General features: G+C 55.8%; 13 protein-coding genes and 1 other annotated feature. Of the genes, 10 read left to right on the top strand and 3 right to left on the bottom strand.

All coding sequences use genetic code 11. The annotated features are described in order from the left end of the window. Positions 1-68 precede the first annotated feature (68 nt). The 7 genes from yjjY to ACQG0T_RS03390 all read left to right on the top strand — a co-directional run bounded on the left by yjjY (position 69) and on the right by ACQG0T_RS03390 (position 6875). Positions 69-209, top strand: coding sequence for a protein YjjY (yjjY, locus tag ACQG0T_RS03360; RefSeq protein WP_001541509.1), 141 nt, complete (start codon positions 69-71; stop codon positions 207-209). 399 nt (positions 210-608) lie between these two features. After that, complete coding sequence (locus tag ACQG0T_RS03365; protein WP_023295898.1) at positions 609-1295, top strand: tRNA/rRNA methyltransferase; 687 nt, start codon at positions 609-611, stop codon at positions 1293-1295. 211 nt (positions 1296-1506) lie between these two features. Then, positions 1507-1575 (top strand): thr operon leader peptide, encoded by a 69-nt coding sequence (thrL, locus tag ACQG0T_RS03370; protein ID WP_015572623.1) that lies wholly within the window; start codon positions 1507-1509, stop codon positions 1573-1575. Further along, positions 1514-1631 (top strand) — a sequence feature (Thr leader region). It overlaps the preceding gene by 62 nt. 24 nt (positions 1632-1655) lie before the next feature. Beyond that, complete coding sequence (gene thrA, locus ACQG0T_RS03375; RefSeq protein ID WP_023295899.1) at positions 1656-4118, top strand: bifunctional aspartate kinase/homoserine dehydrogenase I; 2463 nt, start codon at positions 1656-1658, stop codon at positions 4116-4118. A 1-nt stretch (position 4119) separates the two neighbouring features. Continuing rightward, positions 4120-5049 carry a homoserine kinase gene (gene thrB / locus ACQG0T_RS03380; RefSeq protein WP_022650380.1) on the top strand — a complete coding sequence of 310 codons (930 nt, stop codon included), beginning with the start codon at positions 4120-4122 and terminating at the stop codon, positions 5047-5049. Between the two features lie 3 nt (positions 5050-5052). Next, positions 5053-6339 (top strand): threonine synthase, encoded by a 1287-nt coding sequence (gene thrC, locus ACQG0T_RS03385; protein ID WP_015572626.1) that lies wholly within the window; start codon positions 5053-5055, stop codon positions 6337-6339. Between the two features lie 248 nt (positions 6340-6587). Further along, positions 6588-6875 carry a DUF2502 domain-containing protein gene (locus ACQG0T_RS03390; protein ID WP_015572627.1) on the top strand — a complete coding sequence of 96 codons (288 nt, stop codon included), beginning with the start codon at positions 6588-6590 and terminating at the stop codon, positions 6873-6875. Between the two features lie 32 nt (positions 6876-6907). Here the strand turns inward: ACQG0T_RS03390 and yaaA are convergent, their stop codons facing one another. Together yaaA and ACQG0T_RS03400 are read right to left on the bottom strand one after the other, a co-directional pair. Next, on the bottom strand, positions 6908-7681 hold the full coding sequence (gene yaaA / locus ACQG0T_RS03395; RefSeq protein ID WP_015572628.1) for a peroxide stress protein YaaA: 774 nt from the start codon (positions 7679-7681) through the stop codon (positions 6908-6910). A gap of 66 nt (positions 7682-7747) precedes the next feature. Further along, a complete protein-coding gene (locus ACQG0T_RS03400) occupies positions 7748-9181 on the bottom strand; it encodes an alanine/glycine:cation symporter family protein (RefSeq protein ID WP_017383821.1) in 1434 nt (477 codons plus the stop codon). Between the two features lie 262 nt (positions 9182-9443). Between ACQG0T_RS03400 and tal the strand changes: the two genes are divergently transcribed. The 3 genes from tal to ACQG0T_RS03415 all read left to right on the top strand — a co-directional run bounded on the left by tal (position 9444) and on the right by ACQG0T_RS03415 (position 12588). After that, positions 9444-10397: a transaldolase gene (tal, locus tag ACQG0T_RS03405; RefSeq protein ID WP_003856481.1), complete on the top strand. Its 954-nt coding sequence runs from the start codon at positions 9444-9446 to the stop codon at positions 10395-10397. A 110-nt stretch (positions 10398-10507) separates the two neighbouring features. Next, entirely contained in the window at positions 10508-11095 is a 588-nt protein-coding gene (gene mog, locus ACQG0T_RS03410; protein WP_003856479.1) for a molybdopterin adenylyltransferase, read from the top strand. 122 nt (positions 11096-11217) lie between these two features. Further along, the gene (locus tag ACQG0T_RS03415; RefSeq protein ID WP_426723744.1) at positions 11218-12588 is read left to right on the top strand and encodes an MFS transporter; all 1371 of its coding nucleotides are present in this window, start codon (positions 11218-11220) and stop codon (positions 12586-12588) included. Here ACQG0T_RS03415 and satP read toward each other — a convergent pair. Then, on the bottom strand, positions 12516-13082 hold the full coding sequence (gene satP / locus ACQG0T_RS03420; RefSeq protein WP_003856474.1) for an acetate uptake transporter: 567 nt from the start codon (positions 13080-13082) through the stop codon (positions 12516-12518). The two genes, ACQG0T_RS03415 and satP, sit on opposite strands and share 73 nt — an antisense overlap. Between the last annotated feature and the right edge of the window lie 49 nt (positions 13083-13131).

Raw genomic sequence — 13131 nt, forward strand, 5'->3', positions numbered from 1 at the left:
CGAAACAGGAAGTACAAAAGTCCCTGACCTGCCTGATGCATGTCGCAAATTAACATGATCGGCTTAACGTGACTAAAGTACGTAATTGCGTTCTTGATGCACTTTCCATCAACGTCAACAACATCATTAGCTTGGTCGTGGGTACTTTCCCTTTGGACCCGACAGTGTCAAAAACGGCTGTCATCCTAACCATTTTAACAGCAACATAACAGGCTAAGTGACACCGGACACCCAATAAAACTACGCTTCGTTGACATATATCAAGTTCAATTGTAGCACGTTAACAGTTTGATGAAATCATCGTAGCTGAATGCTAGCCTTTGTCACAATTTTTCAATAAACCAACTAGTTGCGGACATTGATTGATAAACGGTACGAATCCAATCAGAAAAGAGTATTCATATGGTCATTATCATTGCAAAACATAAGGATAATGGACTTCTGTTAACATTCTAACTGATTGTTCAGCCACAAAATAGTTTAGCTTTTTTTAATTGTTATGAAACGCTATTTCGGTGATTTGTGTTGCAAAATTGTAAATTCGTGCTGCGTAATATGTTGAACTGAATCACATTTTTACCTGCTAACTGATTAAAAAGAGAGCGTAAATGCATCTGTCGATTGTGCTGGTGGCACCAGCAAGAGCTGAAAATATTGGCGCTGCGGCGCGTGCCATGAAGACTATGGGTTTTACCGATTTGCGTATTGTGGACAGCACGGCGCATCTGGAGCCTGCTGCACGCTGGGTGGCGCACGGTTCGGGTGATATTCTCGATAATATAACCACTTACGCTACGCTCGCCGACGCACTCCACGATATTTCGTTTACCGTCGCGACGACCGCGCGCAGCCGGGCGAAGTTTCACTATTACGCCACGCCTGCTGAACTGGTGCCGATGCTGGAAGAGAAAAGCCAGTGGCTGGAGAAAGCCGCGCTGGTGTTTGGGCGAGAAGATTCCGGGCTGACTAACGAAGAGCTGGAGCTGGCTGACGTGCTGACGGGCGCGCCGATGGTGGCGGATTATCCGTCACTCAATCTGGGGCAGGCGGTGATGGTCTATTGCTATCAATTAGCATCCTTAATACAAATTTCTCAGCCACCGGTGACAGTTTCGGATGAAAACCAGCTGGCGGCACTGCGTGTTCGTGCAAATAACCTTCTTGAGCAGTTGGGCGTCGCTGACGATCAGAAAATGGTGGACTGGTTACAGCAGCGCCTGGGGCGTCTTGAGCAGCGCGATACGGCAATGCTGCACCGATTGCTTCATGATATTGAAAAAAAATTAGCCGAGTAAAATAGTGTCATAGTTTTTTATTATGGCCGATCCTGCTGATGTCTGGGGTTGCATCTGGGTTATTCCGATGAAAATAAATCTGCCCGCAGCGGGACGTGAGAATGTCCCGAATTGTGATCGAATTAAAAATTCATTGACTTAAGGGGCTCGATCCTTTAACCCTAAAAGAATAGAGCACAGACAGATAATAATGACAGAGTACACAACATCCATGAAACGCATCAGCATCACCACCATTACTACAACCATCATCATTACCACAGGTAACGATGCGGGCTGACGCGTACAGGAAAAACAGAAAAAAGCCCGCACCTGAACAGTGCGGGCTTTTTTTTCGGCTAAAGGAAATGAGGTAGAACCATGCGAGTGTTGAAGTTCGGCGGTACGTCAGTGGCAAATGCAGAACGTTTTCTGCGTGTTGCCGATATCCTGGAAAGCAACGCCAGGCAGGGGCAGGTTGCCACCGTGCTCTCTGCCCCGGCCAAAATCACGAACCACCTGGTGGCGATGATTGAAAAAACCATCGGTGGTCAGGATGCACTACCGAACATCAGCGACGCCGAGCGTATCTTTGCCGATCTGCTTCAGGGGCTGGCCGACGCCCAGCCTGGTTTCCCGCTGGCGCAGCTGAAAAGCACCGTTGAACTTGAATTTGCCCAGATTAAACACGTTCTTCACGGTATCAGCCTGCTTGGTCAGTGTCCGGACAGCATCAACGCGGCGCTGATTTGCCGGGGTGAAAAACTCTCTATCGCCATCATGGCTGGCGTGCTGGAAGCGCGCGGTCACCACGTGACGGTCATCGATCCGGTTGAAAAACTGCTGGCTGTGGGCCACTACCTTGAATCCACCGTCGACATTGCCGAGTCGACACGCCGTATTGCGGCGAGCAAAATCCCGTCTGACCATATGATCCTGATGGCAGGCTTTACCGCCGGTAACGAGAAGGGCGAACTGGTGGTGCTGGGGCGTAACGGCTCTGACTACTCCGCCGCCGTGCTGGCCGCCTGTTTACGCGCAGACTGCTGTGAGATCTGGACTGACGTCGACGGCGTTTATACCTGCGATCCGCGCCAGGTGCCGGACGCCAGGCTGCTGAAGTCGATGTCGTACCAGGAAGCGATGGAGCTTTCCTACTTCGGCGCTAAAGTTCTTCACCCGCGTACCATCTCCCCGATTGCCCAGTTCCAAATCCCCTGCCTGATTAAGAATACCGGTAACCCTCAGGCGCCGGGCACGCTGATTGGCGCCAGCGCGGATGAAGATGACCTGCCGGTGAAAGGCATTTCTAACCTCAATAACATGGCGATGTTCAGCGTCTCCGGCCCGGGGATGAAGGGCATGGTCGGCATGGCGGCACGCGTCTTTGCCGCTATGTCCCGCAACGGGATCTCCGTGGTGCTGATCACGCAGTCTTCTTCCGAATACAGCATCAGCTTCTGCGTTCCGCAGGGTGATTGCCTGCGTGCCCGTCGCGCGCTGGAAGAAGAGTTCTATCTGGAGCTGAAAGAAGAGCTGCTGGAGCCGCTCTCGATTCAGGAGCGTCTGGCGATTATCTCGGTGGTCGGCGACGGCATGCGCACCCTGCGCGGTATCTCCGCCAAATTCTTTGCCGCGCTGGCGCGGGCTAATATCAATATCGTGGCGATTGCCCAGGGCTCATCAGAGCGTTCCATTTCCGTTGTCGTGGATAACGATGACGCCACTACCGGCGTGCGCGTGGTGCATCAGATGCTGTTCAACACCGACCAGGTGATTGAGCTGTTCCTGGTGGGCGTCGGTGGTGTCGGTGGCGCGCTGCTGGAGCAGGTGAAGCGCCAGCAGGAGTGGCTTAAGAAGAAACATATCGATTTGCGCGTTTGCGGCATTGCGAACTCGAAAGCGTTGCTGACTAACGTCCACGGTCTGAATCTGGAAAACTGGCAGGCGGAGCTGGAAGAGGCGAAAGAGCCATTTAACCTGGGCCGCCTGATCCGCCTGGTGAAAGAATATCACCTGCTTAACCCGGTGATTGTTGACTGTACCTCCAGCCAGGCGGTGGCCGATCAGTACGCCGACTTCCTGCGCGAAGGGTTCCACGTGGTGACGCCAAACAAAAAGGCCAACACCTCGTCGATGGATTACTATCACCAGCTGCGGCTGGCGGCGAGTAAGTCGCGCCGTAAGTTTCTGTATGACACCAACGTGGGCGCGGGCCTGCCGGTCATCGAGAACCTGCAAAACCTGCTGAACGCGGGCGACGAACTACAGCGTTTCTCCGGCATCCTCTCCGGCTCCCTGTCGTTTATCTTCGGCAAGCTGGACGAAGGGATGAGCTTGTCGGAAGCCACCCGCGCCGCGCGCGAGCTGGGCTACACCGAGCCGGATCCGCGCGACGACCTCTCCGGCATGGACGTGGCGCGTAAGCTGCTGATCCTGGCGCGCGAAACTGGCCGCGAGCTGGAGCTTTCGGATATCGTGATTGAGCCGGTGCTGCCAGCAGAATTTGATGACAGCGGTGACGTCAGCGCCTTTATGGCCAGGTTGCCGCAGCTTGACGACGCCTTTGCCGCACGCGTTGCGAAAGCCCGTGATGAAGGTAAGGTATTGCGCTATGTTGGCAACATTGAAGAAGACGGCGTCTGCCGGGTGAAGATTGCCGAAGTGGATGGCAACGATCCGCTGTACAAGGTGAAAAACGGCGAGAACGCCCTGGCGTTCTACAGCCATTATTATCAGCCACTGCCGCTGGTGCTTCGCGGCTATGGCGCAGGGAATGATGTGACGGCGGCAGGCGTGTTTGCCGATCTGCTGCGTACCCTGTCATGGAAGTTAGGAGTTTAAGATGGTTAAAGTATATGCCCCGGCTTCCAGCGCCAATATGAGCGTCGGATTTGACGTGCTGGGCGCGGCGGTCACGCCGGTGGACGGTTCGCTGCTGGGCGATACGGTTACGGTTGAGGCGGCAGAGCGCTTCAGTCTGAATAACATCGGCCGCTTCGCCAGTAAGCTGCCGTCTGAACCGCGCGAGAATATCGTTTATCAGTGCTGGGAACGCTTCTGTCAGGAGATCGGCAAAAACGTGCCGGTCGCCATGACGCTGGAAAAGAGCATGCCGATTGGTTCGGGGCTGGGCTCGAGCGCCTGCTCGGTGGTCGCCGCGCTGGTGGCGATGAATGAGCATTGCGGCAAGCCGCTGAACAACAGCCGTCTGCTGGCGCTGATGGGCGAGCTGGAAGGGCGCATCTCCGGCAGCATTCATTATGATAACGTGGCGCCGTGCTTCCTTGGCGGCATGCAGCTGATGATTGAAGAAAATGGCATCATCAGCCAGCAGGTGCCAGGGTTTGATGAGTGGCTGTGGGTGCTGGCCTATCCGGGCATTAAAGTGTCTACCGCCGAAGCGCGTGCGATCCTGCCAGCGCAGTATCGTCGTCAGGACTGTATCGCCCACGGGCGTCATCTGGCGGGCTTTATTCACGCCTGCTACACCCGTCAGCCGCAGCTGGCGGCGAAACTGATGAAAGACGTCATTGCCGAGCCGTATCGCACGAAGCTGCTGCCGGGCTTTAACGAAGCGCGACAGGCATCCATGGATATCGGCGCACAGGCGTGCGGCATCTCCGGCTCCGGCCCGACGCTGTTCGCCTTATGCGACAAGCCAGACACCGCGCAGCGCGTGGCGGACTGGCTCTCTAAACACTACCTGCAAAATCAGGAAGGCTTTGTTCATATTTGCCGTCTGGACACGGCTGGCGCACGAGTACTGGGATAACGAATGAAACTCTACAACCTTAAAGATCATAACGAGCAGGTCAGCTTCGCGCAGGCGGTAACGCAGGGGCTTGGCAAAAATCAGGGGCTTTTCTTCCCCCACGACCTGCCGGAATTTCAGCTGACCGAAATCGATGAGCTGCTGAAGCAGGACTTTGTCACCCGCAGCACCAAAATTCTGTCTGCCTTTATCGGCGACGAAATCCCGCAGGAGCTGCTCGAAGAACGCGTGCGTGCGGCGTTTGCTTTCCCGGCGCCGGTGAAGCAGGTGGAGCCTGACGTTGGATGTCTGGAGCTGTTCCACGGCCCGACGCTGGCGTTCAAAGATTTCGGCGGTCGCTTTATGGCGCAGATGCTGACCCACATCAGCGGCGACAAACCGGTGACCATTCTTACCGCGACTTCAGGCGATACCGGAGCGGCGGTGGCCCATGCGTTCTACGGCCTGAAAAACGTCCGCGTGGTGATCCTCTATCCGAAAGGCAAAATCAGCCCGCTTCAGGAAAAACTGTTCTGCACCCTTGGGGGCAACATTGAAACCGTGGCGATCGACGGCGATTTCGATGCCTGTCAGGCGCTGGTGAAGCAGGCCTTCGATGACGAAGAGCTGAAGGCGGCGCTGGGGCTGAACTCTGCCAACTCCATCAACATCAGCCGTCTGCTGGCGCAGATCTGCTACTACTTCGAAGCGGTGGCGCAGCTGCCGCAGGACGCGCGCAATCAGCTGGTGGTTTCCGTGCCAAGTGGGAACTTCGGCGACCTGACGGCAGGCCTGCTGGCGAAATCACTCGGCCTGCCGGTGAAGCGCTTTATCGCCGCCACCAACGCCAACGACACCGTGCCGCGTTTCCTGAAGGACGGAAAATGGGCGCCGAACGCGACTCAGGCCACGCTCTCCAATGCGATGGATGTGTCACAGCCTAACAACTGGCCGCGTGTGGAAGAGCTGTTCCGCCGTAAGGTCTGGCGTCTGGGCGATCTGGGTTACGCAGCGGTGACGGACGAAACCACTAAAGCCACCATGCGCGAGCTGAAAGCGGTGGGCTATACCTCTGAGCCGCACGCGGCGATTGCCTATCGTGCCCTGCGCGATCAGCTTCAACCGGGTGAGTATGGCCTGTTCCTCGGCACCGCCCATCCGGCCAAGTTCAAAGAGAGCGTGGAAGCGATCCTGGGGGAAACGCTGCCGCTGCCAAAAGAGCTGGCCGATCGCGCCGACCTGCCGCTGCTGTCTCATGAGCTGCCCGCAGACTTTGCCGCGCTGCGTAAGCTGATGATGACCCGAGCGTGATTGTGCTGCCCGGTGGCGGCTTCGCCTTACCGGGCCTACAACGGCGAACTCATCGTAGGCCGGGTAAGCGCAGCGCCACCCGGCTTTTTTGTGAAGAAATTAAGGAGAAAAACAGCAGGAAAAAAGCAGAAATTCCCAATAAATGCGGTCACTTAGCGTTTAGGATTGCAGAGAATAACATCCCCCGTCCCCATCACGTACTCTCCTTACATCGGCCCACGTTGGGCAAGAAGAATAAGGAGTCACCTATGTCTACACTGAAACCTGCACTTATCGCGCTTTCACTGATGCTGGTCGCTCCCATGGCGGTGCAGGCAGCTGAGATCACCCTCGTGCCAGCGGTAAAACTGCAAATTGGCGATCGGGATAATAACGGGCACTACTGGGATGGCGGCCGCTGGCGCGACCATGACTGGTGGAAAGCGCACTATGACTGGCGCGATAACCACTGGCGTCCGCACGATGAACATCGCGATCGTGACGATCACCACCGTCATGACGATCGTCGCCCGGGCCCGGACCGGAAGCACCATTAACACAAACCCCGCCAGCTGGCGGGGTTGTCTTTTTATTGCTCGTGACGCTTAAACACCAGCTCGTTTTTTCCTGACGATGCCTCGTCGAAAAAATACCCTTCACTGTTAAAGCCAGTGAGCTGCTCTGGCTTCGTCAGACGGTTTTGAATGATGAAGCGGCTCATCAGACCGCGCGCTTTTTTGGCGTAGAAGCTGATCACTTTAAATTTGCCGTTTTTCTCGTCGAGGAATACCGGCTTGATAATGTCCGCATCCAGCTTCTTCGGCTTCACCGATTTGAAGTACTCATCGGAGGCCAGGTTGATCACCACGTTGTCCCCCTGGGCTTGCAGCGCCGCGTTAAGCTTGTCGGTAATGACATCGCCCCAGAACTGGTACAGATCTTTACCTTTAGCGTTTTCCAGGCGGATACCCATCTCCAGACGATACGGTTGCATCAGATCCAGCGGTCGCAGCACCCCGTACAGGCCGGATAACATGCGCAGATGCAGCTGGGCAAAATCGAAATCGGCTTCGCTAAACGTTTCTGCTTGCAGGCCAGTGTAGACGTCACCTTTGAAGGCCAACAGCGCCTGGCGGGCGTTGGCGGGCGTGAAGTCAGGCTGCCACTCATGAAAACGGGTGGCATTCAGGTCGGCGAGTTTATCGCTGATGCTCATCAGCGAAGCGATTTGCGGAGCCGAAAGCTTACGCGCCTCGTGGATCAGCTGTTGCGAGTAGTCCAGCAATTCCGGCTGGGTATAACGCTCAGTGGCGAGCGGGCTCTGGTAGTCGAGCGTTTTGGCAGGTGAAATCAGAATCAGCATATCCAGTCCTTGCAGGAAATTTAGAGCGACTTTAGCAAAAAATCGCCCTGAATTGATCGATAGCTGTTATTGCCGCGGCAAATCATCCCAGGTGCCAGGGGCAATTTGTGACTCGATTTCGGGATAGCGTGAGGCGTCAAAGACGGGCTGTACGCCGAGCTTGCGCTGACGCAGATAATCGCGCGCGATCAGCGCCACAACCGGTGAAAGCAGCAAAATGGCCGTCAGGTTCGTGATGGCCATCAGCGCCATAATGACGTCCGCTATTTGCCAGATCATCGGCATGCTGAGCAGGCAACCTACAAACACCATCGCCAGCACGCCCGCGCGAAGGATGTTGCGGGCCAGACGCGAGTCAACTTTCAGGAAGATAAGGTTGTTTTCGGCATAGATATAGTTCACCGCAATGGAACTAAAGGCAAAAAGTCCCACGACAAGTGCGACAAGGCCCGCGCCCCAGCCGCCGACGAGGGAGACCAGCGCCTGTTGTACCCAATGAATGCCTGCCGTACTACCGGACGGTTGTTCAGCGGCACCGGCCAGCAGCATTATCATCGCGCTGGCGGAGCAGATAACAATGGTGTCTGTGAAGACGCCAATCATCTGTACAATGCCCTGCGCGGCGGGATGTGGGGGCCAGGATGCGGCCGCTGCGGCGGCATTCGGCGTGGAGCCCATTCCCGCTTCGTTGGAGAACATACCCCGCTGAAAACCCGCAGTGAGTGCCTGGCTAAGGGTGTAACCCAGCGCGCCGGAAGCCGCTTCGCGCCAGCCGAACGCGCTTTGGAAAATGGTGACGATGACGTTCGGCACCTCGTCGATATGTATCGCGCATACCATCAGGCTGGTGGACACCCACAGCAGCGCCATCAGCGGAACCAACCACTGCATCAGGCGGGCAACCCCTTTGAGCCCGGTCACAATGGTCAGCAGGGTGAGAAGGGCAAGCGCGCCGCCCGTCAGCCACTCCGGACAATTGAAGGCAAAGCGCAGCGCGTGGGCGACGGAATTTGCCTGAACGGTATTGAAAATAAGGCCATAGGCAATCAGCAAAAAGATCGAGAACAGAACGCCCATCCAGCGCATTCCCAGCCCGCGAGCCATATACCAGGCGGGACCGCCGCGAAACTGACCTTTGCCGTCTTTTTCTTTGTAGAGTTGCGCAAGCGAGCATTCAGCAAAGGAGGTGGCCATACCGATAATCGCCGTCACCCACATCCAGAATACCGCGCCCGGACCGCCCGCGCCGATCGCCAGCGCGACACCGGCCAGGTTACCGCTGCCGACGCGCGCGGCCAGGCTGGTACAGAGCGCCTGAAACGAGGTCAGGCCGCCCGGCTGTGGGGTGACGCTGTTTTTCAGACTTCTGCCAAATTTGCGGATATAGCGAAACTGAATCAGACCGCTGCGCCACGTAAACCAGATACCTGCTCCTGAAAGCAGGTATATCATGATCGAACCCCAGAGGACTTCGTTGATAAAGAAAAAGAAATCAGGCACTAACGTCCCTCTTGTTGATGCCAAAGTGAATATGTAAGCGCTACCACTGATTGTGCATGCTGTTACTTAGCAGCCTGTTAATATTCTGAGTTTATCATACTCTGCCTAAGCGCACTGTCTGCGGTTGCGCTGCCTCTCACTCGTGTTATCATCAGGGCAGACCGGTTACATCCCCCTAACAAGTAAACCTGTCATTTTTCCGCTGCTGGCAAGCTGTCGGTAGTGTGAATTATCCAGGGCACGTTAAAAGAGAAACACTATCATGACGGATAAATTGACCTCCCTTCGTCAGTTCACCACTGTCGTCGCTGACACCGGAGATATCGCGGCAATGAAGCTGTACCAGCCGCAGGATGCCACAACCAACCCTTCTCTGATCCTTAACGCCGCGCAGATCCCTGAGTATCGCAAACTGATCGACGAGGCGGTGACCTGGGCAAAAGCACAGAGCAATGACCGCGCGCAGCAGGTTGTGGATGCTACTGACAAACTGGCAGTGAACATCGGTCTGGAAATCCTGAAGCTCGTTCCTGGCCGTATCTCTACCGAAGTTGATGCTCGCCTGTCCTACGACACCGAAGCGTCTATCGCAAAAGCAAAACGCCTGATCAAACTGTACAACGATGCGGGCATCAGCAATGACCGTATCCTGATCAAACTGGCGTCTACCTGGCAGGGCATCCGCGCTGCTGAGCAGCTGGAAAAAGAAGGCATCAACTGTAACCTGACTCTGCTGTTCTCCTTCGCGCAGGCGCGTGCATGTGCCGAAGCTGGCGTATACCTGATTTCTCCGTTCGTGGGCCGTATTCTGGACTGGTACAAAGCCAACACCGACAAGAAAGAGTACGCGGCGTCTGAAGATCCAGGCGTGATTTCAGTGACTGAAATCTACGAATACTACAAACAGCACGGCTATGAGACCGTTGTTATGGGCGCAAGCTTCCGTAACGTCGGCGAAATCATCGAGCTGGCTGGCTGTGACCGCCTGACCATCGCTCCTGCGCTGCTGAAAGAGCTGGCAGAAAGCGAAGGTGCTATCGAGCGTAAACTGTCCTACACCGGCGAAGTGAAAGCACGCCCTGAGCGCATCACCGAGTCCGAGTTCCTGTGGCAGCACAACCAGGATCCAATGGCCGTAGATAAACTGGCGGACGGTATCCGTAAGTTTGCTATCGACCAGGAAAAACTGGAAAAAATGATCGGCGACCTGCTGTAATCATTCTGCGTGACCGGGTTCCCGGTCACGCGTCTTTCCCCCGCCTCTGTCTGAATTTTCTCTCTGCGTGTATCATTCCCTTTAATCAGTACTTTTTGAATGGAATGGATATGAATACCTTACGCATCGGCTTAGTGTCGATTTCTGACCGCGCCTCCAGCGGTGTTTATCAGGATAAAGGCATCCCTGCTCTGGAAGCGTGGCTGGGCAGCGCGCTCACTACCCCGTTTGAGATCCAGACTCGCCTGATCCCGGACGAGCAGCCGATCATCGAGCAAACCCTGTGTGAACTGGTGGATGAGATGAGCTGCCACCTGGTGCTGACGACGGGCGGAACCGGCCCCGCGCGCCGCGATGTAACGCCGGACGCGACGCTGGCTATCGCCGATCGTGAAATGCCGGGCTTCGGTGAGCAGATGCGCCAGATCAGTCTACACTTTGTCCCGACGGCCATTCTTTCCCGTCAGGTCGGGGTGATCCGCAAACAGGCGCTGATCCTGAACCTGCCGGGGCAGCCGAAGTCGATAAAAGAGACGTTGGAAGGGGTAAAAGCCGAGGACGGCAGCGTTATCGTCCACGGTATCTTTGCAAGTGTACCGTATTGTATACAACTGCTTGACGGTCCGTATGTGGAAACTGACGGCAACGTGGTAGCAGCATTTCGCCCTAAAAGCGCTCGCCGCGAAACAATCTCCTGAAATTCTTTAAAATGTGACATTAGCGCCAGCCGCGGTAGCGTGTAAATGGATTTACGATATAGTAATTTTTTCTTTACGATTGCTGTAAAAAATAATCCACAACACATGCACAATGGTTCGCTATGTCACATAACACCCGACCTCTGAATCGACAGGACTACAAAACCCTCACGCTCGCTGCCCTGGGCGGCGCGCTGGAGTTTTACGACTTCATTATCTTTGTCTTCTTCGCCGCCGTTGTGGGGGCGCTGTTTTTCCCGGCGGATATTCCGGAATGGCTGCGTCAGGTACAAACCTTCGGCATTTTCGCTGCCGGCTATCTGGCGCGTCCGCTGGGCGGCATTGTCATGGCGCACTTTGGCGATCTGGTCGGGCGCAAGAAGATGTTTACCCTCAGCATCCTGCTTATGGCCGTGCCGACGCTGGCGATTGGGCTTTTGCCTACCTATGAGTCGATGGGCATTATCGCCCCGTTATTGCTGCTGCTGATGCGTATTCTCCAGGGCGCGGCCATCGGCGGGGAAGTACCGGGCGCCTGGGTGTTTGTCGCTGAACACGTCCCGGTGCGCCGCATCGGCATTGCGTGCGGAACGCTGACCGCAGGGCTGACGATCGGGATCCTGCTTGGCTCCGTGGTTGCAACCATCATCAATACCAGCATGACGCAACAGGCCGTTCACGATTGGGGCTGGCGTATACCGTTCCTGCTGGGCGGGGCGTTTGGGCTGGTGGCAATGTACCTGCGACGCTGGTTGCAGGAGACGCCAATATTTCTGGAAATGCAGCAGCGGAAGGCGCTGGCGCAAGAACTGCCGGTGAAAACCGTAGTAGTGCGGCATAAAAAAGCGGTAGTGGTGTCGATGCTTCTGACCTGGCTGCTGTCTGCGGGGATCGTGGTGGTCATTTTGATGTCACCGGTCTGGCTGCAAAAACAGTACGGTTTTGCGCCTGCCGTGACGTTACAGGCGAACAGTATCGCGACAATTATGCTCTGCTTTGGTTGTCTGGCCGCCGGGCTGGCGGCGGATCGTTTCGGCGCAAGCGCGACCTTTATTGTCGGCAGTTTGCTTCTGGCCGCGTCGAGCTGGGCATTTTATCATCTTGCGGGCACCCATCCTGAACAGCTGTTCCTGCTGTACGGTGTCGTCGGGCTGTGCGTGGGCGTCGTTGGCGCCGTACCGTACGTAATGGTCCGCGCCTTCCCGCCGGAGGTACGCTTCACTGGGATCTCTTTCTCTTATAATGTCTCGTATGCCATTTTCGGTGGGCTGACCCCGATTGTGGTGACGGTGTTGATGGGGGTGTCACCCCTTGCACCTGCGTGGTACGTGCTGGCGTTATCGCTGATGGGACTGGTTTTGGGGGTGTGGCTTCGCCAGTCAGAAGGACGTGTGCCCGCGACGCGGGCACGACAGAGGGATCAGTGTTTTTCACCAATCGGTAGAATGGTGCGGTCGAACTGCTCGTTCAGCACTTCACCCATGGCCAGGTAGATTGCGCTTGCGCCGCAAACCAGACCTACCCAGCCGGCAACGTGAACGATGCCTTCGTTATCCGCCAGGTGACCGATGGCCAGCAGAGCGAACAGTACGGTCAGGCTCAGGAAGACGAATTGCAGTGCGCGGTTCGCCTTAAGGGTACCGAAGAACATGAACAGGGTGAACACGCCCCACAGTCCCAGGTACACGCCCAGGAAATGGGCGTTTGCCGCCTCTGCCAGGCCCATTTTAGGCATCAGCAGAATTGCGACCAGAGTCAGCCAGAAGGAACCGTAAGAGGTAAATGCGGTTAAGCCGAAGGTGTTGCCTTTCTTATATTCCAGCAGGCCCGCAAAGATCTGTGCGATACCGCCGTAAAAAATGCCCATCGCCAGGATAATGCCGTCCATCGGGAACATCCCGATATTGTGCAGGTTCAGCAGAATGGTGGTCATGCCAAAACCCATCAGGCCCAGCGGAGCCGGATTAGCCAACTTAGTGTTGCCCATAAGTCCTCAAAAAAATCATCATTAATATGGTGAAATGGTTAAACCCGCG

This window comes from Enterobacter cloacae complex sp. 302F9 (genome assembly GCF_050030335.1).
GTDB lineage: Bacteria > Pseudomonadota > Gammaproteobacteria > Enterobacterales > Enterobacteriaceae > Enterobacter > Enterobacter hormaechei_C.

Coding starts and splice junctions, on each gene's coding strand:
- thrB (WP_022650380.1), top strand. CDS start 4,120: ATGGTTAAAGTATATGCCCCGGCTTCCAGCGCCAATATGAGCGTCGGA.
- thrC (WP_015572626.1), top strand. CDS start 5,053: ATGAAACTCTACAACCTTAAAGATCATAACGAGCAGGTCAGCTTCGCG.
- ACQG0T_RS03390 (WP_015572627.1), top strand. CDS start 6,588: ATGTCTACACTGAAACCTGCACTTATCGCGCTTTCACTGATGCTGGTC.
- ACQG0T_RS03415 (WP_426723744.1), top strand. CDS start 11,218: ATGTCACATAACACCCGACCTCTGAATCGACAGGACTACAAAACCCTC.
- ACQG0T_RS03365 (WP_023295898.1), top strand. CDS start 609: ATGCATCTGTCGATTGTGCTGGTGGCACCAGCAAGAGCTGAAAATATT.
- tal (WP_003856481.1), top strand. CDS start 9,444: ATGACGGATAAATTGACCTCCCTTCGTCAGTTCACCACTGTCGTCGCT.
- yaaA (WP_015572628.1), bottom strand. CDS start 7,681: ATGCTGATTCTGATTTCACCTGCCAAAACGCTCGACTACCAGAGCCCG.
- thrA (WP_023295899.1), top strand. CDS start 1,656: ATGCGAGTGTTGAAGTTCGGCGGTACGTCAGTGGCAAATGCAGAACGT.
- mog (WP_003856479.1), top strand. CDS start 10,508: ATGAATACCTTACGCATCGGCTTAGTGTCGATTTCTGACCGCGCCTCC.
- satP (WP_003856474.1), bottom strand. CDS start 13,082: ATGGGCAACACTAAGTTGGCTAATCCGGCTCCGCTGGGCCTGATGGGT.